A 21,780-nucleotide genomic window follows, 5' to 3' on the forward strand; every position below is an offset into this window, starting at 1 on the left:
CACTGCAGAGGAACAGCATGTCAAAGCTTCGCGTGGCCGTCATCGGCGTCGGAATATATGGTTCAAATCACCTCCTGGCCTACTCTGCTAACCCCAATGTTGATCTGGTTGCCGTCTGCGATTACCGGACAGAAAGACTGGCTGCGGTGGCCGCCCGCTATCCGGTACTGACGTTTACTGATGTGGAAACTATGTTCCTCAGCGTTGAAATAGATGCCGTATCGGTGGCCACACCTGATGCCTACCACCTTGATCCAGTCATGACAGCGATACGTTACGGAAAGCATGTTCTGGTTGAAAAGCCTCTGGCTACCGTACTGGGTGATTCAGAAACCATTACTCAGGCAGCTGAAGAAAACAGCGTGCGTGTTGCCGTGGATTACCATAAACGCTGGGACCCCGCAGCCATCAATCTCAAAAATGAACTTCATAAACAGGAGACCGGGCGTCCCATCCGCGGATATATGAGCATGGACGACGTTATCGATGTTCCCACCAGATGGTTTGACTGGGCTCACCGCTCCTCGCCCGGCCATTTCCTGGGTACACACTGTTACGATCTCATTCGCTGGTACATGGAGTGTGAGGTGACTGAAGTGTACGCCGTGGGTTCGAAAGGTGTTTTAAGTGGTCGGGGAATTGAGACCTGGGACACTATTCAGGCCTTCCTCACATTTGAAAACGGCTGCCACTGGACTGTCGAAAATTCCTGGATACTGCCTTCAGGTTTTCCCAAGGCAAACGACGGCCGCACTCAGATTCTGACTGAACACGCGTTACTTCGCGCAGATTCTCAGAATCGCGGCGTCGAATTTTACAATGCCAGCAAAGGCAGCACGCCTAACTCCTATTTCATTATCGATAACAACGGGCGTCCTTATGGCTTCGGTATTGAGCCCATCAATGACTTTGTAGATTGCCTGCTCAATAACAAGCCGTTCATCGCTACCGCGCGGGACGGGCTTGAAGCTGAAATCATTGCAGACGCAGTGCATCGCAGCCTGGAGCTCAGCCAGCCAGTAAAAATTAAACGGCAATAAAGCGGGAGAATATTCTGTCATGAAAAAAAATTACGGCATTCTGAGCACAGCATCGATTGTTCCGCGTTTTGTCAACGCGGTTCGCGCCAGCGGTGACGGCACGGTACTGGCCATCGCCTCACGTTCTGAAGAGAAGGCGCGGGAAAAAGCTGACGCGCTCGGAATCGAACGCGCTTATGGTTCTTATCAGGCGCTGATGGACGATAAGGATGTGAATATTATTTATGTCGCCACCATAAACAGCGAGCATTATGCTAACTGTCTGATGGCACTGCAGCACGGTAAGCATGTCATCTGCGAAAAACCTTTCGTGCTCAAAAGCCAGGAAGCTGAGCATCTTTTCGCGCTGGCCGCTGAGCGGGGGCTCTTCATTATGGAGGCCCAGAAGGTGGTATTCCTTCCTGTTATGGCTGCCATAAAGAACATTCTGCAGAATGGCCGTCTGGGTCAGGTGCGCCTGGTCGACATGACCAGCTCCTGCGAGGCAACCTATAACAACTGGCTAGGACTACCCGAGGCTGGTGGCGGCAGCCTGTACGGAAACGCCAGTTATACCTTTCAGATGCTCGCCTGCCTGTTTGATGAAATGCCTGAATACCGTGCAGGCACAGCCATCCGTTCTAAATCTGGGACAGACGCGCAGTGCGTCATTAACCTCACTACGCAAGCCGGTATCCTTATCGTTAGTAAAATCTCTCAGCAGGTTAATGCGATTAATAAGGCCTTTATCTATGGAGAAAAAGGATACATAGAAATAGCCGACTACTGGAAAGCCAGAAAGGCAACCGTCCATTATGCCTGTGGTGATAAAGAAGAGCTGCATTTCCCCTGCAAACACGAGCTTGTTTACGAGGTTCGGCATATTCACGACTGTCTGGACAAGCATATGCTTACAAGCCCGGTTATGAGCCCTGATATGACGATGAAAACTGTTTCCACACTTGAATCAATCCATAAAGAGTGGGCAGAGCAACTTATATAGGCCGGAAAAAGCCATACTAAATTTTATAGTCCGCTATCCGCTCATAGCGGACGGTATGCAGGTTGCTGAGGCTAACCTTGCCGTTGCCATCAGACCTTAGCCGTCAGGCCCGAACCCCGAAGGGATTCGGCGGAGCTTACCGGTTCAGCCGGTTAGCGCAGTAGAACTCAATGCCCCGGCAGCGCCGGGGAGCCGGAGGGGCCATCAGGTTTTGGACACCCCTGTCCGTTAAGTGCCAAAAGCGGACATTTTTCCATGTTTGTTCAAGTACCCGCATCTCAAAGCGGCATAGCTTTCAAAGCATCAGCAATAAAATCAACGAAGGTGCGAACCTTAAAAGGAATGCGGAGCGCACTCGGATATACTGCCTGAATGGTAAGCTCTGATGTTCTGTAGTCTGGCAGCAGCTCAATCAGCTGACCCAGTCTTATATGCTCTCGAAAAACGAAACAGGGACCATACACAATCCCTGTTCCGCCCAGGGCCGCGTCCATTAACAACTGGATATTGTTTGATGTGAGCCGGCAGCGGCTTTCGACAGTGTACGGCCTGTTATCTGCGTCATAGATTGTCCAGTCTCCGGCAGAAATTGCCTGGCTGAACGCCAGGCGCGGCATACGCGAGATGTCATCCGGCGTTTCAGGCGTACCGTATTTTTTCAGAAAGCCTGTTGATGCGCAAAAAACCATTCTACATGGTGCCAGACGTCGGGTGACAAGCGTCGGGTCGTCCAGACGTCCTATGCGTAAGGCTACATCAATCCGTTCCTCAAGCAAATCAATATACTTATCCTCAAGGACAACACCCGCACTGACTTCCGGAAATTGCTCAAGGTAGCGTGACACAATCTTCCCCAGATGCATTTCGCCGAAGGCAAGAGGGGCGGCGATGCGTAATAATCCCCGGGGAGTTGTCTGAATGTCACTGGCTTCCCTGTCCGCGTCATCCAGAGCCTCGATAATAACTTTGCAGCGATCATAATATCGCTGACCAGCATCCGTCAGGCTCAGCCGGCGTGTAGAGCGCTGAATAAGCCGCACGTGTAAATCGGATTCTAAAGCACTGACATGTTTTCCTGCCATGGCAGATGAAAGCTTAAAACGTCTTGCGGCCGCAGCAAAACTGCCTTCCTCAACTGCCGCGATAAAAATCCTCATACTGGTAAACTTGTCCATTACACGCACCATTCGATAATACGGTTATCGACTGCAAATACTATTCAGCCAATTATCATTTATAAGAACTGTAATTAACATTGTTTTAAACCATGAGGAGAATGAAATAATGAAAATTACAGTGAACAACACAGGTATTAATGTACAGCAACATGGTCGCGGTGAACTTGCACTGGTGTTCCTGCATTACTATGGCGGATCATCCAGAACGTGGCAGAACGTGATATCTCAGTTACCTGATCACTACCGCGCGGTAGCTATCGATCACCGTGGCTGGGGATTATCAGATGCGCCGGAGTCCGGATACCGGATTGCGGACCTTGCAAGTGATGCTGAAGGCGTGATTACCGCGCTCAAGCTCAAACGCTATATCCTGATTGGCCACTCAATGGGAGGAAAAGTTGCCCAATTGATGGCATCCCGTCGGCCTCAGGGTCTTGAAGGGCTTATGTTAATTGCACCCTCTCCTCCTTCGCCCATGATGCTTTCTAAAGAAGATCGCGACAGACTTACCAGTGCATACAGCAGTCGTGAATCAGTCGAATTTGTTATCGACAATGTTCTGACGTCAAGGCCGCTTAGCCCGGCGCTCCGTGAGCAGGTTATTGAAGACAGTCTGAGCGCCGGAACTGAAGCGAAGGCCGCCTGGCCCGACATCGCGATGCGCGAAGACATTACCAGTGAAGTTGCCTTCATTAATGTTCCCGTGAGAGTCATATCAGGAGAGCTGGACCGGGTCGATACGCCGGAAACGTTGCAAAGAGAGCTACTGCCTCGCATTCCTCACGCAGCGATGGTGATTGTTCATGGCACAGGACATCTTTCGCCGCTGGAATCACCTCAAGAAATTGCAGGACACATATCCACTTTCGCCGCTTCGGTTGAGAAGAGCGACACTGTCCATCGATCGCCAGCTGAAACCATCGCTGCATTTGATGAAGCATTTAATGCCGGAAAAATTGACGCATTAATGTCTGTTTTCAGTAATCGTGCCACGATGAGAATGCCCAGCAATGTTGTCATCGAAAGTGATCCTGTTGCATTGCGTATGGCTTTAACCACGTTGATAGCATCGAGGCCAATTATCAGAAACCAGATCCATACTCTCATCCCTTCGGGTGACCTTATTCTTGCCATCATCAAATGGTCGCTGACTACAACGTTAGAAGACGGCACTCAAAAAGATGATTGCGGTATCGCCACACAGGTGATGGAACAAGGGGCGGATAAGGGCTGGCGGATACGCATTTCAAATCCGGCGGGGATTATCTGAATGGTCAGGACGTCCGTTATTCGCTCATAGCAGACGGTATGCAGGTTGCTGAGGCTAACCTTGCCATTGCCATCAGACCTTAGCCGTAAGGCCCGGAACGCCTCGCGGTCCGGCGGAGCTTACCGGCACGGCCGGTTAGCCCAGTGGGGCTGACGACCCGGCAACGCCGGGGAGCCGGAGGGGGCCATCAGGTTTTTGATACTAACGTTCGCTTTGTGCCAGAAGCGGACATTGCTCCCGCACAACATTATGTGTTGATCACTGGGGATCAGGTCGTTTTCTATGAGGTCTATGCTTTGCTGAATACCAGTTAAACGCAAACGTGATGACTGGTAATGGATTTACTGACGTAGCGGTGAATCATCAATGCTGGCGGGTCATTCGCAGGAGGAGCGTTTACTGTTCCAAACCAGACAGGATTAGCCGGGCAAACGGAGCCACAAATGTAGGCAGGTATGCCCGCAAACGTACCCGCTATTGGTCTGTGGACATGGCCTGAAGAAATGGCGAGTAGTCTGGTCGGGGCGCGTCTAATCAAATCTTCCATCTCAGGCAGACCTCTGCACATCGTTTCGTCTGGCGTTGGTATGCCAGATGCAAATACGTGATGGTGCATAAACAGCAATGAAGGAGAGCTGCATTCGTCGCTAATTTGATTATCCAACCATTCCAGATGGTCAGTCACACTGCCGTAATCCTTATAATCAATCGTCGAATCCAGACCAATCAGGCGAATGCCACCGGTGTTATGAATGAAGTGCAGGGCCTCTCCTTGGGCATCGTGCTCCCATCTGTTCTCATCCCAAACAGAACGCATCAGACTGCGGTCGTCTGAGTTACCCGGCAGGATCAACGAAGGGTAATTTTCCTGATTCAGACGGTCAGCGATCTTTATATAACCTTCCTGCCAATGCCCATCCGTTAAATCACCTGTAAGTATCAGTACGTCAGGTTGCAGATGCGCAAGCCAGTTCAGTATCTGGTCGAACCGAAGCAGGTGATCATTTTCGGGTGAGGCGTGTATATCTGAAACCTGCGCTATCAGCATAAAGACCTCATACGATTATGGTGTGGAGCATAAGAACGTGATTTATGACCATGAATCCGGTTTCTAACATCATGTTTTTCACAACTATGGCAACAATGGACAGATTAATTAGGATCAGTAATTCAAAAAGTTGCGGCGAATCAGACTGGGTGCAAAGGCGTTCGGGAATTCACAATGAATCACTAAGTTCAATTCTGACTGCTCAGAACCAATGCTAGCAGGGATGCGTAACGTCCGCTCCTCGCTCATAGCGGACTTCGACTGCGCGTCAGCCCGCTTTGTACCAGGAGCAACTCTTCATTGAGATATCCCAAACTCGCAAAACAGGGTTTGTTTAAAGCAACATTGCCATGAGCACTAAGCACAGCAGCATCACGTAGATTCGCGCGTGCCAGACATCGGGAACGGCGGGGATCGCCCGACGGCTGAACATAATACCTGCCCAGCCGGTCACCAGAAGCAAGCCCAGAATTTTCAGGCTGATAAATCCCACAAAGCCGCCTGCCGGAATTTTATGCCAGCCGCTTATCGCATAGGTCATCGCACCGCACAGCGCAACCGGCAGGGAAAGCGGATTTGCCGCGCTAATACACTCACGCATCGCATGACCGTGTCGTCGTAACAGCGGTACCGTCATTACGCTGCCGCCCACGCCCAGCATTGCGGCAATCATGCCGATTAGCATACCGCCAACGGTGACCGTTAAAAATGATAAACGACGCGGCGCGCTGCCGCTGAAGAAGCCTTTGCGCAACATGCAGTCCCCAATCGTCGCCAGCATATAAACGATAAAAAGCGCGCGAACCAGCGCCTCGCTCAATATTCCCGCCAGCCACGAACCGGCCACCGCGCCCATGGCGATAAACCACAGCAGCGGGAACAGGACAGTTGAAGAAAGCCTGTCCGCGCGCCAGTTTTGGTAGCTGACCCAGCCCGCGTTGAAAATCATCACCGCCGTCGAGGTGGCCACGGCAATATGCATCGCACTGCCCGCCAGTTGAGGCTGCCGCACCAGCAGCTGGTAAACAAAGGGCACCACCACAAAACCGCCACCGAAGCCAAAAAGTACCGTTGTAATGCCGGTAGTAAAGCCGGCCATTGCGATAATCATTAAATCGTTCAACGAAGTGCCCCCTTGCAAATAAGGCAGCAGCTTATCGCGCCAGCGTCCCGCTTCCCATTTGCGCAGCGCTCAATTACCCTTGCAAACTGGTCAGATGGGGGCGGATATGCGAAACGGAAAAATCGACGATTTCGATCGGCTGGATCGCGAGATTGTGGCGCTCGGCAACGACTATGCGCAGGGATTTTTCCTGCCGCAACATCATCACCGCCGTGCTCAGCTTCTGTATGGCGCTACCGGCTTGATGTATGTTTCAACCCGTGACGGGGAATGGGTGGTTCCGCCCCAGCATGCGGTATGGATCCCCCCCGAAACCCTGCATGCAGTAAAGTTTATGGGGGTCACTACGCGTAGCCTGTATATCGAACCCGTATGCGCCGCCAGCTTACGTAACAACAGTCGCTGCGAAGTAATTGCCGTATCACAGCTTTTGCGACAGTTATTGATAGCGGCGGTGGATTTGCCGCCGCGCTATGAAAGCGTACGCGATCGGGCGCTGACAGATTTGATGCTGCTTGAACTGGCGGCAATGCCGGTGCGCGAGTTCGAGATCCCTTTGCCGCAGCAGCCCGCGCTGTTAGCCCTGTGTCAGGCTTTTTTACGCGCGCCAGCCATCCATGATCCGGCCGAACGCTGGGCCAGTACACTGTTCATGAGCAGCAGCACATTTCGTCGCCATTTTCGGCAGCAAACCGGCATGTCGTTTTCCGCCTGGCGTCAACGAGCCTGTGTGGTCAGCGCGCTGGCATTGCTGCTAACGGGCACACCGGTGAATGAAGTCGCGTTGTCGCTCGGCTATGACAATAGCTCTTCCTTCGCAACGATGTTCCGTCGGGTTACAGGCCAACCACCTTCATTTTATCACCCGACTTAACAGGCGCTGTTTACCTGCTTCTACCGGGTCAGGTCTGTAAGCTTGCCTGCGCCATTGAGTGAACAGACGCATGGCAGTTGCTGTTTTGCAGATAGAATAAGCGCTGTATAGCCAGGGTAAAGAATCTATGCTGGAACAATGAGGTCCGCGTTGTGCCAAAAGCGGACATTAACTACTGGTTTACATATTTAAAATTTAAACCGCGCGGGTGTAGTGCCAAACACCCTGCGAAACAACGCAATAAAGGCACTCACATTGTCATACCCAAGCTCCAGTGCAACTGTCGTCACTTGCTTACCCGTAGCCAGGAGTTCGAGAGCCTTGAGTAACCGTATGCGCTGTCGCCATTCGTTAAAGCTAAAACCGGTTTCAGCACTGAATCGACGTGTAAGTGTGCGTGATGACACTCCAGCCCAGTATGCCCATTCCTCCAGTCTCCGGCCGTCGTCTGGGTTATCTGACAGCGCCTGTGCAACTCTGAGGAGCCGAACATCCTGCGGCATTGGCAGCCCAAGATTAACCTTAGGAAGAGTTCCTATTTCATCGAGGATAACGCCACATAAACGTTTTTGAGGCGCATTAAGCTCTGCATTCTTCCATGAGGCTGCTCGTGTTATCGCCTCACGCAGCAGGTTTGTGACTGAGAGGACAGCAGGCTTATCAGTTAATTCGCCACAGGCCGCGGCAGATATATAAACACTCCATCCTGAATAGGGTCCGTGCGAGAGAAGACCATGCGGAACATTTGGAGGTATCCATACGGCATGCGTTGCCGGAACGACCCAGCGACTATTTTCGGTATCGATCGTAAGCAGCCCGTGTTCAGCGCCGAGTAACTGTCCGCGACTGTGATGGTGCCTTGGTGTTTCCCTTACAGCATCAGACTGGCGAACCGCAATAATCAAAGTGGGTCCATCTGAAGAAAGAGCTTGGACTAATGGAATCAATGGAACGGTCATATTGGCGTACTTGAGGTATTTATTGTCTTTTATACCGTACCGAAGCCATTGAGTCGATTGTAGAGTACTCATAACTTTCGCTGAGGACTGACCATGACAATGATTTCTATTTCTACCGTGCTGGATGAGATTATCAACAAACAGGAGATGGCCCTGGAGGTGATACTCAATCGCCATTTTAGTCCCGGTTATCGGCAGCGTACTGATAACGAGTGGGAGGGCTTAGATAGCTTTGCCCGCCATGCACGTAAACTTCGGGAAATCCTGGCTTCCGGTAAAATTGAGGTGCAAGACGAACTACGTGATGGGAATCTCTATGCAACCCGCCATCGTGTTCTGTTAAATAAGCGCAATGGAGAAAAAGTAGATATGGAGGTTTACATGTTTGCTGAAACAGATGATTCAGGGCGATTTATTCGTATCGAAGAAGCAACACTTATGCTTAAAGGTCTGGAAAGTGATCGTGACTTAGGTAGTGCCAAGTAATAAAGATTTTAAGGTCCGCTTCTCGCTCTTAGCGGACATTGGCCTGTGCGTCAGTCCGCTTTGTGCCAGAAGCGGACTTTTAGCGCGCATTGATCCTGATGTTTACTGTTGCCAGACTTCACGTAGTGAGTGCCTGGGTGATCTCTATTACTGGGACAATCCAGATGAAAGAAAATATTCCGGATAGTCGTCAGGGATGCCCTTTTTACATTCACAGCCAACAACAGCTACTACAAGAGTGCTAACCTTATCAATAAGGAGAAAATTCTCATTAAGCACGGGGGAGTGGATGCGAAAGCGAGAAGCAGAAATAGATATCGGTGCCGACCATATCATTATTGAGAGGCGTTATCGGGCGCTGGGTGCGCTAAACGATTTGTTGATAGCGTTATGGTTCCTCATCGGCAGTATTTTCTTTTTTTACGACTCACTGATGACTGGCGGGACGTGGTTATTTGTGGCGGGCAGCCTACAGTTGTTACTGCGGCCAGTCATTACTTTGGCCGAGCTCATCCACGTTGGAAAAGCTTACTCGAGGGGATAGGTATTTACTTCGAACAGCCATTGCTTATCAAGCTTACCCCTGCTGCTTCTAAAAAGCGGAGTAGTAATGCTCCACAATACTTCCACTAATACGCTTACTCAGATAAAGCTTATACCCTTACCTTGTCTCTCACCTGATCTGGCAGAGATAGTGTTCTCCACCGCAATGATTTTCTCATGGTGACAAGTATTATATTTATTAATCAAAGGTTTTTTTTACAGTAGGTGCTGCGGCCTGGGAAGGCCGATGCGCCGACACGCATTCAGCGCTTCTTGGTCAGAAACCAGCCAGCTTCTGGCGTTTAACCTGCTGGCCACATTAAAAGCATGTTCGCATACCCGCCGTGCAGCAAGCGTGGTGGCTATGCCTCTGACTTTGTCGAGTCGCACCAGCTTTCCCGCATTAAGCGAAGCGTTCAGAGAGGCCATACCATGGGTTTCAACGGTGTATCCGGGAATATGGCCAAACGGGAAGGTAGGATGCACGCAAAGGTGGCCTGCCAGGCACGCCATTGTGTTTTAATTTATACCTCATACACCAAGCCTTTCCACTACCTCAAACTCTTCAAAAACTAACTCCATTTCTTCTGAAAAGGTCCCTTCGCGCTCAAAAAAGCGGCGGTGCTCCCGCCTCCAGTACTCAAGGCTCAAATCACCTTCGCCCTCTTTTCTTGCCAGCTCAGGCATGACATCGCAGAACCGGGTAACGGATGTTGCGAGGGTCCTGATTACACATACCGCCTGCCCTTTGCCGTTTAAAATAATACTGTAACTCCCGATGGCAGGCGCTTCACCCCGCGCAGTTTCCTTCTGATAAGCCACCATAGAGGTACAGGTTGCCGTTTTCAGGCCATCGAGAACCAGCTGCGCAAGCTCGTCTGCCAGTGCCGGACTGTCGCCAAATTGCCATGTCAGTGCGCCAGGGTATTTCTCGTTTAACAATGCAGTATCGTTCACTGTAGTCAGCTTCCTGTTCAGATTATCCTAGCGCAACAGCCGGCAGACAACTGGCTGCTACAGGTGAGTTTTTTATTTCGATTCAAAAATATGACAGCAAAAATCAAACAAGGCGAACTGAATACGGCATTTTTGCTAAGCCCGCGACCTACCCGCTTCAGGCAAAGGATGACGCTGCATTCCATCAGACGAATAACCGGTGAGTTTCAGGCGGCACTCACCGCCTGAGAGGCATCAAAGAGATAAACCTGACTCAGCGATGAAATCAACAAAACAGCGGATCCGCGGAGAGAGATACCGGCTGGCCGGCCAGAGTGCCGAGAAATAGCCCTGCCTGATGCAATAGCCCGGTAATACTTCAACCAGCTGCCCGCTGATCATGGATTCGCGCACAACAAAATCGGGCACATAGCTTATCCCCATCCCCGCAAGGCTCAGGCGAACAGACGCTTCTATATTATTTACTGTCAGAAAAGAAGCGGCCTTCACGTCAGCATGGGGCTTCATGTCGCGCAGCTCCCAGGGCTGGAGCAGCCCCGTTGAGGGGAAACGAAAAGAAATGCATCTGTGCATCGCTAACGCTTCAGGGGAGTCGGGCACACCTTGCTCTTTCAAATAATCAGGACTGGCACAGAGGATAAAACGAAAGTCTCCGAGCCTTTTTGATTTCAGTCGCGAGTCCGCGAGCTCACCACTTCGAATGGCCACATCAAATCCTTCATCAATGATGTTGACCAGCCGGTCGCTGAAATCCAGATCCAGTTCTATTTCAGGGTAACGGCGTGAAAACGCAGGCAGAAGCGGAAGGAGCAGCCTGTAGCCAATAACAGGTAGTGACACCCTGAGCTTACCGGCGGGCTGTGCCACGCTGTTCGTCAGTTCTGACTCTGCCTCATGCAGCTGTTCAAGTATGTGCTGACAGCGGACCAGGAGAGCAGCACCCTCCTCCGTCAGACTCACGTTTCTCGTGCTGCGGTTTAAAAGGCGTACGCCAAGTTTTTGCTCAAGTCTGGCCACATTTTTTCCGACCGCGGAGGCAGATATCCCAAGCAGCCTTGCCGCCAGCACAAAGCTCCGCGTTTCGGCTGTCCGGACATAAAGAAGTGAGCGACGTCAGACTGTCCATCGATTATAAACCTGATGTCCGCAAAGAAGGGAATTCCAGTGTATTTATCCGCGCTTACGTCTGCAATAACATCCCTGCAATTTTTGACGTATTCATATCACGGATCCAGGGTCACACTATGCCTACTTCACTCAGAAAGCGCAGCCGGTACACCAGCAGAATGGCATCCTTTTCTGTTTATCTGGCAGCGGTACTGCTGCCCTTAAGTTTTACTGGCGGTGTCATCTCAACGCCGGCAATTCATCATACGCTTGGCGGCTCGCCGGCGGCGCTGTCATGGCTGACGAATGGATTTATGCTGGCTTTCGGCAGTTGCCTGCTGCCAGCCGGCGTTGCTGCGGATGCCATCGGCAGGAAGCGTATTTTTACTGAAGGTGCAGTTCTGTTTTTTCTGAGCAGTGTGGTGATCGGTCTGGCGCAGGGTCTTTTTATGGCTGGGTTATTCAGGTCACTACAGGGGCTGGCGGCGGCCCTGATATTAGCCAGTGGCAGTGCCGCGATGGCCTGCCTTCACGAACGCACCAGCAGGACACGCGCTTTCAGCTTACTGGGTACCATGTTTGGCGCAGGCCTGGCTTTCGGCCCGGTATTACTGGGCTTTATCACGGATGCGCTGGGCTGGCGTTGGCTGTATGCCCTGTTAGCGCTGCTTGCAGGCATTGTGTTATTTACCGGGGCTGCGTTTCTGCCTGCATCACAGGAACGCGCACAGCAGAAACCCGACATAGCGGGGTTAATGCTGTTTACTGCAGCCCTGATACTTTTCACATCGGCGGTAATGCTGATACCGGCCTTCGGATTGCTATCATTTGCCGTGCTCGTTTTGCTTGTCTCAGCCGGGCTGTTTTTAAGCGGTTTTGTGGTGCGGTGCCTGCGTATTCAAAATCCGGTTCTGGATATCTCATTGCTGCTGCGTCCACACTTTGCCGGCGTTTTGCTGCTTCCGGTAGCAACATGCTATTGCTATGTGGTGTTGCTGATTATTCTCCCGCAGCATTTTATGGGCGGTGACGGAATGAGTGTAAGCGTCACGTTTATACCGTCTTCCATTTCTTCCCGTGTTTCCTACCATGGACACTTTCGCGAACATGGACACTACCGTGGACAGAAACACGCCTTACACCAGTCGACCCTGGATCATTACTGCACTCAGCCTGCGGTTTAACGACGCCCTGACCTACCGTGAAATCGCTGAGCAACTGAAAGTCAGCACTTCCGCTACGCATAAAATGTTCAAGCGTTTTCGCCGTACGGGTATTAACTGGCCGCTGCCCGAGGACTACACGCCTGAACGGCTTGAGGAGGAGCTCTACGCCTTCAATCTGGAAACGAACCTGCCCGTAAAAAAGCGGCGTCCGGACTGGCCGCTGGAGTTCAAAATCCGTATGGCAGAGTTGAGCCTGCAGCCGGACGCCTGCGTGGCAAAGCTGGCCCGGGAGCATGGGGTCAATGACAATCTGGTATTTAACTGGCGCAACCTGCACCGTCAGGGCCTGCTGGATCCTGCCACGCGCGCCGGGATGATACCCGTCACGGTTGAGCCTTTTCCTGTTCCGGTCAGGCAGAACGGCGGCACACCGGATTCGCCCCCCGTTATCAGCTGTAAGCTGACGCTGCCTGGCGGCACCCTGAGCCTGACCGGCCCCGTGACACCGGAGCTGCTGCGGGCGCTGGTCAGTGCAATCCGTGGGAGTGAGGTATGATTAGCTTTCCGGCAGGCGCACGCATCTGGCTGGTTGCCGGCGTGACGGACATGCGCTGCAGCTTCAACGGTCTGGCCGCAAAGGTGCAGAACACGCTGCGTGCCGACCCTTTCAGCGGCCACCTGTTCATCTTCCGGGGCCGGCGCGGCGATATGGTTAAGGTCCTCTGGGCAGACCCCGATGGTCTTTGTCTTTTTACGAAGCGCCTTGAGCGGGGGCGTTTCGTCTGGCCGGTGAACCGGGACGGCAGGGTGCACCTGACGCAGGCCCAGCTGGCCATGCTGCTGGAAGGCATTAACTGGAAGCATCCGCAGCGGATAAATCCTCCTGGCCTGCGCATCTGAACCGGCGTAATGTGAGCGCATGGAACGCTCACTTTCTGCAGAAAATGCCCGCCTCAGGGCGCTGCTGGACACACAGCAGCGAAGCCTTGAGCAGATGGCCGAAAACAACCGCCTCCTGTCACAACGGGTGGCGGCGTACGCCAGCGAAATCAGCCGGCTGAAAGCGCTGGTCGCGAAGCTGCAGCGGATGCAGTTCGGCAAAAGCTCCGAAAAGCTGCGGGAGAAAACGCAGCGTCAGGTGCGTCAGGCAGAGGAGCACATCAGCGCCCTGCAGGAGGAGATGGCAGAGGTCCTGGGTGAACAGCATGACCCGGTACTTCCGCCGCCGCTGCGCCAGTCTTCCGCCCGCAAACCGTTGCCGGCCTCGCTTCACCGTGAAATCCGCATGCTGCCACCGACAGAAACCGCCTGTCCGGCCTGCGGCGGCGAGCTCAGCGCGCTGGGCTGCGACGTGTCGGAACAGCTGGAGCTCATCAGCAGCGCCTTTAAGGTCATCGAGACGCAGCGGCCGAAGCTGGCCTGCTGCCGCTGTGACCACATCGTTCAGGCCCCCATGCCGTCAAAACCCATAGAGCGCAGCTACGCGGGCCCCGGGCTGCTGGCGCGCATCGTCACGGCGAAGTTCGCGGAGCACACGCCTCACTATCGTCAGTCGGAGATATACCGCCGTCAGGGCGTGGAGCTGAGTCGTGCCACGCTGGGGCGCTGGTCCGGCGCGGTGAGCGAACTGCTGGAGCCACTGTATAAGCTGCTGCGTCAGTACGTGCTGATGCCGGGTAAGGTGCACACCGACGATATCCCGGTGCCGGTTCAGGAGCCGGGCAGCGGCAAAACCCGGACTGCCCGGCTGTGGGTGTACGTACGGGATGACCGCAACGCCGGTTCGCAGCTGCCGGCGGCGGTCTGGTTCGCTTACTCGCCGGACCGTAAGGGCGTTCATCCACAGCAGCATCTCGCCAGGTACAGCGGCATCCTGCAGGCGGATGCCTACGGGGGCTACAACGCCCTGTACAAAGACGACCGCATCACGGAAGCGGCCTGCATGGCCCACGCCCGGCGGAAAATCCACGACGTTCATGCCCGCACGCCGACCGGTATCACCACCGAAGCGCTCAGGCGCATCGGCGAACTGTATGCCATCGAGACGGAGATACGCGGAAGCCCGGCAGAGGAACGGCTGGCGGTCCGGAAAGCGCAGACCGTGCCGCTGATGCAGTCGCTGTACGACTGGATACAGGTTCAGATGACGGAGCTGTCGCGCCACTCCGATACGGCAAAGGCGTTCGCCTACCTGCTGAAGCAGTGGGACGCGCTGAACCTGTACTGCAGCAATGGCTGGGCGGAAATCGACAACAACATCGCGGAAAACGCGCTGCGGTGCGTCGCCCTGGGCCGGAAGAACTGGCTGTTCGCCGGTTCAGACGCAGGTGGGGAGCGGGCAGCGGTTCTGTACTCGCTGATCGGCACCTGCCGGCTGAACGGCGTGGAGCCGGAGGCGTGGCTGCGTTACGTCATCGGCCACATCCAGGACTGGCCGGTGAACCGGCTGCGCGATCTGCTGCCCTGGAAAGCTGACCTGCTGCCCGCGACGGGATGATATCTCAGAACCGGTAGCTTACCTGCAGCGAGCCCTGACTGTCGCGGTAGCCACCGCCTCCGGCCTGCTGCGTGAACACCAGGGCGCCCGACAGGCTCCTCGACAGACGCCCCTCCACACCCGTTTTCAGCTCGGCCACGTTCCGGCTACCCCGCACATCATCCGTTTCTTCATTCATGCGCACGCCGTACACCTGTGTGTTGTGCAGCCAGTTCACCTCCACGAACGGCTGGAACTCGCGCACGGTCTGCTGGTCCAGCCGGCTTTTCCCGTTCAGGTAGGTTCTGAGTCCCAGGCGGGTGGTGACCCCGTCGTTTCCCGTCCCCTGCACGCGGGTGCCGCCCGCCTCGGTGTGGTCATCCGCCCGGATGCCGGACCAGACAGCCTGCGCGTGCGGTTCAAGGAACAGGCGGTTCTCCGTTCCGCTGCGGCTCTGCCAGCGTCCCGCCAGCCAGGCATAGCCGCCCTCCAGCGACGCCTTTATTCCCTGACTGTTGTAGCGCTCCACAGGCAGCATATCCCCTGAGACCTCGTTGCGGAACCAGTTGTACTGCGCCCACGTCTCGGCCCATGCGCCGGTTTTGGCCTCTGCGTTCTGGTACCACGTGCCGTACACCCCTGCACTGTATCCGCTCACGCTGCCCTTTGCGTCCCGGCCGGTCAGGCCGTTGTGTGAGCCGCTGTCCGCCCGGCCGTAGCCGCCCATAAGGCCGGCGTGAAGCGCGTCCGTGCCGTTTGTGGAGCCCTGAATAATATCCCCGCCCAGCTGCAGCACATAACGGTCAGTCTGCGTGCGGTTCTGGCCGTCCGCCATGGACGCGCGCCCGTGGCTGCCCAGATTACGCATCCACAGGCTGGTCGTACGGGCCTCCCCCGTTACCGGGTCGCTGTAGCGCGTTTCCCCGCTGCGGTCCCGCATTGACAGGTCAAACAGGGTATTCGCCGCCTGAAGGTTAGCCGTGTAGGCCGACGCCTCGGGGCGATACATGCGGACTGGCTCAGGTGAAGGCCCGGGAGAAGGTGTGGGGTCAGGGACTGATGCGAAGGCAGTGCTGGTCAGGTACCAGCCCGCCGTGTCGGTACCCGAAACGTTTCCTTTGCGCAGCCTGTAGTCGTAGGCACCGGCCACCACGCGGTTACCCAGCGAGAACACGGCGTCAGAGCGCCCGCCCACGCTGATGAGCTGGATACCGTCCAGCGTCTGCGCGCCGCCGCCGTTCTCGTTGGTCACGAAAAGCGTGCTGGCACCGCTTGTGTTGCCGGTCACCACGAGGCGGTCAGTCAGGGAGTCATCGCCGCCCAGCACGCTGCCGAGCGATACCGAGCTGCCGGGCAGTCCGGTATAATCACCGTTAACCGTCAGGGTGTTGCCCGCGCTGGCCGGGGTGGGATTCAGCACGAGGCTTCCGCGGTTGGTCAGGCTGGCATTAATGACTGAGGAGGCGTTTTTTTCCGTACTGAAGAGCAGTGTGCCGTTCTGTGACAGGGCACCGTCAAGGATACTGCCGCTTTCCAGGGTCAGGGTGCCGTTATTTACCGTGCCGTTAGCGGCGGACCAGCGGGCAGATGGTGAGAGCGTCAGTGAACTGCCGGACGTGACGGTAATATTGTCCACGCTTGCGTTATTCGTGGCGGTGAACGCTGCGGACGAGTTTCCATCCCCCACGAACACTGCAGAGCCCGCCTGACCGGTTAATGCGCCGTTAATAACCGCTCTGGTCCCACTGATATAAATCGCTGAGTTGCCAAGGTAAACAGAGCCATCAAGCAATCCTGAGTTGTGAATACCGCCGCTAATGTTGCCTGAATTGTATACAGACCAGTTTCCCCCTCTGATTGTGCCGCTGTTTACAATCTGAGAGATGTTACCGGCATTGCTTATACCCGTGTCTGCCCCCTGAATGATTCCACCAGACTCATTGAGGATACTGCCAATCGTTCCTTCGTTGAGAATACCATTGCCGACGGAGCCCGTAATGGTGCCCGTATTGTCAATTTTACCTATCCGGTTGGTTATTCCACTCGTTGTAAGGTTAGTAATACCTGTCGCAGCTTTGATTTTCCCGTTATTAAAAACCGCGTCAATTGATGAAAGGTTATAAAGGGCGGTGGTGTAATTGTCGTTTCCGGTCAGATCGCTGTTGAGGGCCATATTGGTGATCAGGGAATCATTCTGCAGTGTGCCGCTGTTTGTAAAATCCCCAATAAACCCTGAAACGTTATAAACGGCGGCAATACCTGTCCCTCCGGTCACGGATATAAGTCCGTCATTAATAAAGTCATCAATGTGAGTTTCGTTTGACACCCCAGGCCCGTTACTGGCTATGCGTATACCCGTGTAAGCAGAAGTGATGGTGCCACCATTACCAAACACTTCCAGATTGTTGTCCGGAATATAGACCGCGACGCCACCCACGCCCTCACGGGTAACATCAACAGAAGCTCCCTGAGCCACCGAGAAAAAACCCAGTGACGGCGAAACCGTACATTCTTCGGTTTCCTGACTGGTGACGGTCTGTGAATCTTCATCGGCAACCGAGTCACAGACACTGGCTGCCACTGATGAAAATGAAAGTAAATTTAAACTCATCAGGCTGACGGTCCACAATACGTGCTTTTTTTCATGAATCATTTTGAACCCCGTTCAGGAAAAAACTTCATAAATACTGGCGTGAAATAAGCGAAGTCTGGTTTCATCAATACATATATCTGATGCTTTAAAGATTCCGGCTCAAATGACTTTTCCCTTTAAGACTGGCTGCTTTCGGAGGCTCTTTTTAGCAAGAGGCTCCTGGTGATTTTTTTCCCTAACTGTACCGAGGGTATTTCAACCAGCCTGAACATCACTGACGCTATTCCCGTGCTTATGACGACTGACAGTATAAATACTGCCGGGTTACCGTTTTGCATCGCCGATGAAGGTAAAGCGTTTTTGATAAAAAGCATCACCGGGTAATGAACCAGGTACAGTGAGTAAGAAATATCACCCAGAAATGACAGCGCGCGAATGTTTACGGTTTTTATATGGCAGCTCAGCGCAATGACCGAAGCCATAATTACCAGCGCCGGCCAGAAGCCGCCGCTCATGCCGAAAACCTGCGGCCCGGTGATGGTGACAAAAGTAATGGCTAAAGCGAGAGCACCCCACGCCACTGCCCGGATAACGCGGGAGTCACTGATTTTGTTATTCACCATCAGTTCTGCCAGAAACATACCCGCAATGAATTCAAAAACAATCGTGTTACTGCCAATTTTAATCCAGCCCTGCCACCAGTCCGAGACAACCATTTCAGGTGATACCTGAGAGGAGAAGCTGAAACTGCCGTTATAAAAGAGCTGAAATCCCACCATGGCAGTCATAAAAATCAGCGCACAGAGACAGCTGCGGTAGCGATAACTGAGACGCATGGAAAGGGCAAAAACGGCGTAGAACATGACTTCATAGGACAGGGTCCAGGGTGGCCCCAGCGGACTGAAACCAAACGTCGGCCCCGGTCTGGTGTAATCCTGAAGGCAGAAATAAAGCACACATGACATCTGGCCGATGGTCCGTTCAGGATAAACAAAGACAAGTGAGGCGAGCCAGACCAGAAAGAGGGGAGGCCATATGCGGAAAAAACGCTTAATTAAAAATGTACTGGCTTCCTCCGGTGCCTGGCGGGTGATGAACGTCATAATGAAACCACTGACGATGAAAAAAACATCCACGCCCAGGGCTCCGGGAATGTGATTTGCCCAGTAATCCCCCAGAAAGGCAGCGTTATGGGCAATGACTACAAGCAAGGCCGCCAGTCCGCGTACGTACTGAATAGTCAGAATTTTCACGGTTATTTTGCGCTCTGTTCAGTTGGAAATAATTCATAATTACTTAATTTATCAGCATCCCTTTTACCACACCAGATACCAACCGGAACTAAAATGAGCGCAGGGCACAGCGGGTTATACGGCAGAATCACCTCCCTGACAAATCCACAATGACTTTCAGTATCGGCTGTTGGCCGGCACTGAACACTGGCTGTCACGGTTACCACCGTTAGGAAAATACTTTTTTAGGTACCACTCATCAGTACCATTTTTAAGATGAGTAATGCCAAAATTTCGCGTGAGGTATGTTATTTTAACCAAGCGGTGAATCCCCCTAAGCGGCGGGGCTGAGCCACAAAAAGGCTGAAAGCCTTGGCCAATAAGCGGGTCAGGTTGTGGCTTTTCCTGACTCACCGGGAGGCACCCGGCACCGCTCAGTTTTCTACAGGAAATCTGATGGATGTAAACAAACGGACGTGAATCCCCCTCAGCGGCGGGGCCAAGTCAGATACAAACATAATCATCCTGGCAATGAGCAGAAACGGCAGGTCAGGTTCTGGCTTTTCTGACCTATCGGGAGGCACCCGACACGTCCGGGACAGTTGCAGTTTTCAGCAGACAAAAGGGCTGCGGCTTTAGCCGCAGCCCTTTTTATTTATGCTGAATCCAGAGATGAGCTACACATCAGAAAGACAACCTCCATTCCGGATGGTTGGGGTTATTACGCCCATCCGGTGTCTTTCAGGCCCTGATTTTCCGGTAGGCAGGGTGAGTATTCACCCCCCACAAACCGGCCAGCGCACTGACAACAGCCCCCGCCAGAAGAGCGATGAATGACCACAGAGCGATTTTTGCAGCCGCGCTGGCGGCTTCGTCAGCTTTCTCTTTTGCCTGCTTTTTGAATTCCGCGTACTGCGCCTTCGCATCGTTCAGATTACTCTGGAGCCGGGCCATACGGTCGCTTACCTCCTGAACGGTTTTGTCACGCGCCTGAATGAAGTTATCGACGGCCCTGTCCGCTTCTTCCGGTGACAGACGGGTATTTTCTGCCAGCGCTTTTTTCACCTCATTCCTGTCGACACCTTTGCTGACTGCATCCGCCCGTGACTTCAGTTTACCGCTCAGCGTATCAATAATGGCGTCACTGTTGCCCGGGTTAACAGCCAAATCTTTGACCGAATCTGCAATATCACTCCCCGCTGCCTGAAGCTGGGACTGCAGAAATTCCGGCTGAAGTTCTTTAATGTTGCTCCTGCGCAGCGCATCAAGTACCTGTTTGTCCGCCTGCGGGGCTGTGAGCTGCGTGTTCAGTCCGAGCCTGTCAGCAACATTCTGAGCGATATCGGCTGTTGCGCCCGATGCTTTTCCTGCGGCACTGCCCAGTCCACTCACAGCAGAACCCGTAGCAGATGCTGCTGCGCCAACGGCGCTTCCCGCCATGTGCAGAATGCCGCCAGCGGCGGCGAAGCCCAGCACGGAAGCAACAAGCAGGGATGTGGCCCATGAGAGAAATCCATGGATGGTTCCATCCGCGCCCGCCAGCCTGCCGGCCACAAAACCGCCGCAGGCCAGACTCAGCACTATCGAGATAACTGACCAGATAATAACAGCCTTGTCAGCACCGTTAATGACATCGTCAGACTGAGGTGAAAGCATTGAAAAACCAAGGCTTGACCCAAGCGTGGTCAGCAGCAGGGACACTGCCATTACCGTTACCACGCCCGCAATGATGCTGCCCCACGAGACGCTTCTGTTCAGTTCCGCTTCTTTTACAAGTTCCATTGTAATCTCCATTTAAAAGCTATTAAAAAGACGGGATTAATCCACGCCCAGATTAATCTTAGTAAAAATATGAGGCACTCAAAGCCGATTAGACGAAACAAGCATCACCTGTGCTGTCAGAGTGAAGTGGGCCGAACCGATAAAGCGCAAGACGGTGCAGGTGAGACGCTTACGAATGAGTGAGGCTCAAAGCGCTTTTTATCTTATGGCGCTGACGTCTCCGATGCTGATTTTCCCATCCGTTGCCGCAGTGCTGACACGATGGTTTTCCCCGGGAACCGTTTCAGCCATGGGGCTTACTGTGTCAACGGGTGGGCTGCTTTTACTCGCATACGCCCTAACCGGCAATAGCAGTAGCTTTCTTGTGCTTTCACTGATGCTGACCGGCACCGGCGCGGCCCTTCCCTGGGGGCTCATGGACGGTCTGGCCCTCTCTGCGGTGCCGGTTGAGAAAGCCGGCATGGCCGCAGGCCTCTTTGATACCGTACGCGTTGCCGGAGAGGGGATCGCGCTGGCAATTGTGTCTGCTTTTTTAACCGTCATGAACACATTCACGCTTGAGAAAAATGCTCACGGGTATCCCCCGGAGGTGATTCATCGGGCGGCTGCCTGGCTGGGAAGTGGTAATAGTGATGAAGCCGCTACGATTTTACCCGGTTTTCCCGGATGGTTACTACACGACAGCTATGACAGCGCCTATACGACGCTTTTCAGCGTGCTGGCGGCCATCACGCTGTTTTGTGCGCTCGTGACAGGAGTCATGTTGGGCAGGAAAGCAGAACCTTGTCCGGCAAGCACGATTTTGACCAGAAAAGGGGATGAAATCCTGAGCGAGAAAGATGGCGGACGTTAATTTTATCATGTCAGCCCCCTGCCAGAGCAGAGATGCAACAAGTTCCATTGCGCGGAATTTACAACGCTATATCGTGTAGTTTAGTCAGCAGCACAAGCGTCCCGTACCGCT

The 21,780-nt window shown here is 53.6% G+C and carries 17 protein-coding genes and 3 pseudogenes; 11 read left to right on the top strand and 9 right to left on the bottom strand.

Going from position 1 to position 21,780, the window contains the following annotated elements:
* Nucleotides 1–17 precede the first annotated feature (17 nt).
* Nucleotides 18–1,040 carry a Gfo/Idh/MocA family protein gene (locus C1Y43_RS19790; protein WP_104189393.1) on the top strand — a complete coding sequence of 341 codons (1,023 nt, stop codon included), beginning with the start codon at nucleotides 18–20 and terminating at the stop codon, nucleotides 1,038–1,040.
* 19 nt (nucleotides 1,041–1,059) lie between these two features.
* Nucleotides 1,060–2,022: a Gfo/Idh/MocA family protein gene (locus tag C1Y43_RS19795; RefSeq protein ID WP_104189395.1), complete on the top strand. Its 963-nt coding sequence runs from the start codon at nucleotides 1,060–1,062 to the stop codon at nucleotides 2,020–2,022.
* 278 nt (nucleotides 2,023–2,300) lie between these two features.
* Here C1Y43_RS19795 and C1Y43_RS19800 read toward each other — a convergent pair whose 3' ends face one another.
* Nucleotides 2,301–3,197, bottom strand: a complete 897-nt coding sequence (locus C1Y43_RS19800; RefSeq protein ID WP_233209858.1) for a LysR family transcriptional regulator — start codon at nucleotides 3,195–3,197, stop codon at nucleotides 2,301–2,303.
* A 109-nt stretch (nucleotides 3,198–3,306) separates the two neighbouring features.
* Here C1Y43_RS19800 and C1Y43_RS19805 point away from each other — a divergent pair, with 109 nt between their 5' ends.
* Nucleotides 3,307–4,470, top strand: coding sequence for an alpha/beta fold hydrolase (locus tag C1Y43_RS19805; protein ID WP_104189397.1), 1,164 nt, complete (start codon nucleotides 3,307–3,309; stop codon nucleotides 4,468–4,470).
* A 310-nt stretch (nucleotides 4,471–4,780) separates the two neighbouring features.
* On the opposite strand, the gene C1Y43_RS19810 is transcribed toward C1Y43_RS19805, so the two are convergent.
* Together C1Y43_RS19810 and C1Y43_RS19815 are read right to left on the bottom strand one after the other, a co-directional pair.
* On the bottom strand, nucleotides 4,781–5,518 hold the full coding sequence (locus C1Y43_RS19810) for a metallophosphoesterase (RefSeq protein ID WP_104189399.1): 738 nt from the start codon (nucleotides 5,516–5,518) through the stop codon (nucleotides 4,781–4,783).
* A 334-nt stretch (nucleotides 5,519–5,852) separates the two neighbouring features.
* Nucleotides 5,853–6,641: a sulfite exporter TauE/SafE family protein gene (locus tag C1Y43_RS19815; RefSeq protein WP_104189401.1), complete on the bottom strand. Its 789-nt coding sequence runs from the start codon at nucleotides 6,639–6,641 to the stop codon at nucleotides 5,853–5,855.
* Between the two features lie 106 nt (nucleotides 6,642–6,747).
* Between C1Y43_RS19815 and C1Y43_RS19820 the strand changes: the two genes are divergently transcribed.
* Nucleotides 6,748–7,515 carry a helix-turn-helix domain-containing protein gene (locus C1Y43_RS19820; RefSeq protein WP_104189403.1) on the top strand — a complete coding sequence of 256 codons (768 nt, stop codon included), beginning with the start codon at nucleotides 6,748–6,750 and terminating at the stop codon, nucleotides 7,513–7,515.
* Nucleotides 7,516–7,703: 188 nt separating this feature from the next.
* On the opposite strand, the gene C1Y43_RS24185 is transcribed toward C1Y43_RS19820, so the two are convergent.
* Nucleotides 7,704–8,651, bottom strand: coding sequence for a helix-turn-helix transcriptional regulator (locus tag C1Y43_RS24185; RefSeq protein WP_348770978.1), 948 nt, complete (start codon nucleotides 8,649–8,651; stop codon nucleotides 7,704–7,706).
* Between C1Y43_RS24185 and C1Y43_RS19830 the strand changes: the two genes are divergently transcribed.
* Nucleotides 8,574–8,960, top strand: a complete 387-nt coding sequence (locus C1Y43_RS19830; protein WP_166718446.1) for a nuclear transport factor 2 family protein — start codon at nucleotides 8,574–8,576, stop codon at nucleotides 8,958–8,960. The genes C1Y43_RS24185 and C1Y43_RS19830 overlap by 78 nt on opposite strands.
* Nucleotides 8,961–9,249: 289 nt before the next feature.
* Nucleotides 9,250–9,504 (top strand): YrhK family protein, encoded by a 255-nt coding sequence (locus C1Y43_RS19835; RefSeq protein WP_104189409.1) that lies wholly within the window; start codon nucleotides 9,250–9,252, stop codon nucleotides 9,502–9,504.
* A gap of 530 nt (nucleotides 9,505–10,034) precedes the next feature.
* Here C1Y43_RS19835 and C1Y43_RS19845 read toward each other — a convergent pair.
* Both C1Y43_RS19845 and C1Y43_RS19850 read right to left on the bottom strand, forming a co-directional pair.
* Entirely contained in the window at nucleotides 10,035–10,460 is a 426-nt protein-coding gene (locus C1Y43_RS19845) for an ASCH domain-containing protein (RefSeq protein WP_104189411.1), read from the bottom strand.
* A 234-nt stretch (nucleotides 10,461–10,694) separates the two neighbouring features.
* Nucleotides 10,695–11,586: pseudogene (locus C1Y43_RS19850) on the bottom strand (LysR family transcriptional regulator).
* Nucleotides 11,587–11,704: 118 nt separating this feature from the next.
* On the opposite strand from C1Y43_RS19850, the pseudogene C1Y43_RS19855 reads away from it, so the two are divergent.
* The 4 genes and pseudogenes from C1Y43_RS19855 to C1Y43_RS19870 form a co-directional block, all read left to right on the top strand.
* Nucleotides 11,705–12,613: pseudogene (locus C1Y43_RS19855) on the top strand (MFS transporter); the annotation flags it as partial.
* A 73-nt stretch (nucleotides 12,614–12,686) separates the two neighbouring features.
* Nucleotides 12,687–13,289: an IS66-like element accessory protein TnpA gene (tnpA, locus tag C1Y43_RS19860; protein ID WP_233209870.1), complete on the top strand. Its 603-nt coding sequence runs from the start codon at nucleotides 12,687–12,689 to the stop codon at nucleotides 13,287–13,289.
* The gene (gene tnpB, locus C1Y43_RS19865) at nucleotides 13,286–13,633 is read left to right on the top strand and encodes an IS66 family insertion sequence element accessory protein TnpB (RefSeq protein WP_058702782.1); all 348 of its coding nucleotides are present in this window, start codon (nucleotides 13,286–13,288) and stop codon (nucleotides 13,631–13,633) included. Before tnpA ends, tnpB begins: the two co-directional genes overlap by 4 nt.
* Before the next feature lie 19 nt (nucleotides 13,634–13,652).
* Nucleotides 13,653–15,230: an IS66 family transposase gene (locus tag C1Y43_RS19870; RefSeq protein WP_104094417.1), complete on the top strand. Its 1,578-nt coding sequence runs from the start codon at nucleotides 13,653–13,655 to the stop codon at nucleotides 15,228–15,230.
* 4 nt (nucleotides 15,231–15,234) lie between these two features.
* Here C1Y43_RS19870 and C1Y43_RS19875 read toward each other — a convergent pair whose 3' ends face one another.
* The 3 genes from C1Y43_RS19875 to C1Y43_RS19885 form a co-directional block, all read right to left on the bottom strand.
* Nucleotides 15,235–17,862, bottom strand: coding sequence for an autotransporter outer membrane beta-barrel domain-containing protein (locus tag C1Y43_RS19875; protein ID WP_233209859.1), 2,628 nt, complete (start codon nucleotides 17,860–17,862; stop codon nucleotides 15,235–15,237).
* Between the two features lie 116 nt (nucleotides 17,863–17,978).
* Nucleotides 17,979–19,055, bottom strand: a complete 1,077-nt coding sequence (locus C1Y43_RS19880) for an acyltransferase (protein WP_104094418.1) — start codon at nucleotides 19,053–19,055, stop codon at nucleotides 17,979–17,981.
* 720 nt (nucleotides 19,056–19,775) lie between these two features.
* Nucleotides 19,776–20,816: a hypothetical protein gene (locus tag C1Y43_RS19885; protein WP_022622972.1), complete on the bottom strand. Its 1,041-nt coding sequence runs from the start codon at nucleotides 20,814–20,816 to the stop codon at nucleotides 19,776–19,778.
* Nucleotides 20,817–20,991: 175 nt separating this feature from the next.
* Here C1Y43_RS19885 and C1Y43_RS19890 point away from each other — a divergent pair.
* Nucleotides 20,992–21,669 (top strand): annotated as a pseudogene (locus C1Y43_RS19890) (MFS transporter); the annotation flags it as partial.
* Between the last annotated feature and the right edge of the window lie 111 nt (nucleotides 21,670–21,780).

Source organism: Pantoea sp. ICBG 828 (genome assembly GCF_002928355.1).
Classification (GTDB): domain Bacteria; phylum Pseudomonadota; class Gammaproteobacteria; order Enterobacterales; family Enterobacteriaceae; genus Pantoea; species Pantoea dispersa.

Coding starts and splice junctions, on each gene's coding strand:
- C1Y43_RS19790 (WP_104189393.1), top strand. CDS start 18: ATGTCAAAGCTTCGCGTGGCCGTCATCGGCGTCGGAATATATGGTTCA.
- C1Y43_RS19795 (WP_104189395.1), top strand. CDS start 1,060: ATGAAAAAAAATTACGGCATTCTGAGCACAGCATCGATTGTTCCGCGT.
- C1Y43_RS19800 (WP_233209858.1), bottom strand. CDS start 3,197: ATGGACAAGTTTACCAGTATGAGGATTTTTATCGCGGCAGTTGAGGAA.
- C1Y43_RS19805 (WP_104189397.1), top strand. CDS start 3,307: ATGAAAATTACAGTGAACAACACAGGTATTAATGTACAGCAACATGGT.
- C1Y43_RS19810 (WP_104189399.1), bottom strand. CDS start 5,518: ATGCTGATAGCGCAGGTTTCAGATATACACGCCTCACCCGAAAATGAT.
- C1Y43_RS19820 (WP_104189403.1), top strand. CDS start 6,748: ATGCGAAACGGAAAAATCGACGATTTCGATCGGCTGGATCGCGAGATT.
- C1Y43_RS19830 (WP_166718446.1), top strand. CDS start 8,574: ATGATTTCTATTTCTACCGTGCTGGATGAGATTATCAACAAACAGGAG.
- C1Y43_RS24185 (WP_348770978.1), bottom strand. CDS start 8,651: ATGGCGATTGAGTATCACCTCCAGGGCCATCTCCTGTTTGTTGATAAT.
- C1Y43_RS19835 (WP_104189409.1), top strand. CDS start 9,250: ATGCGAAAGCGAGAAGCAGAAATAGATATCGGTGCCGACCATATCATT.
- tnpB (WP_058702782.1), top strand. CDS start 13,286: ATGATTAGCTTTCCGGCAGGCGCACGCATCTGGCTGGTTGCCGGCGTG.
- C1Y43_RS19870 (WP_104094417.1), top strand. CDS start 13,653: ATGGAACGCTCACTTTCTGCAGAAAATGCCCGCCTCAGGGCGCTGCTG.
- C1Y43_RS19875 (WP_233209859.1), bottom strand. CDS start 17,862: ATGATTCATGAAAAAAAGCACGTATTGTGGACCGTCAGCCTGATGAGT.
- C1Y43_RS19885 (WP_022622972.1), bottom strand. CDS start 20,816: ATGGAACTTGTAAAAGAAGCGGAACTGAACAGAAGCGTCTCGTGGGGC.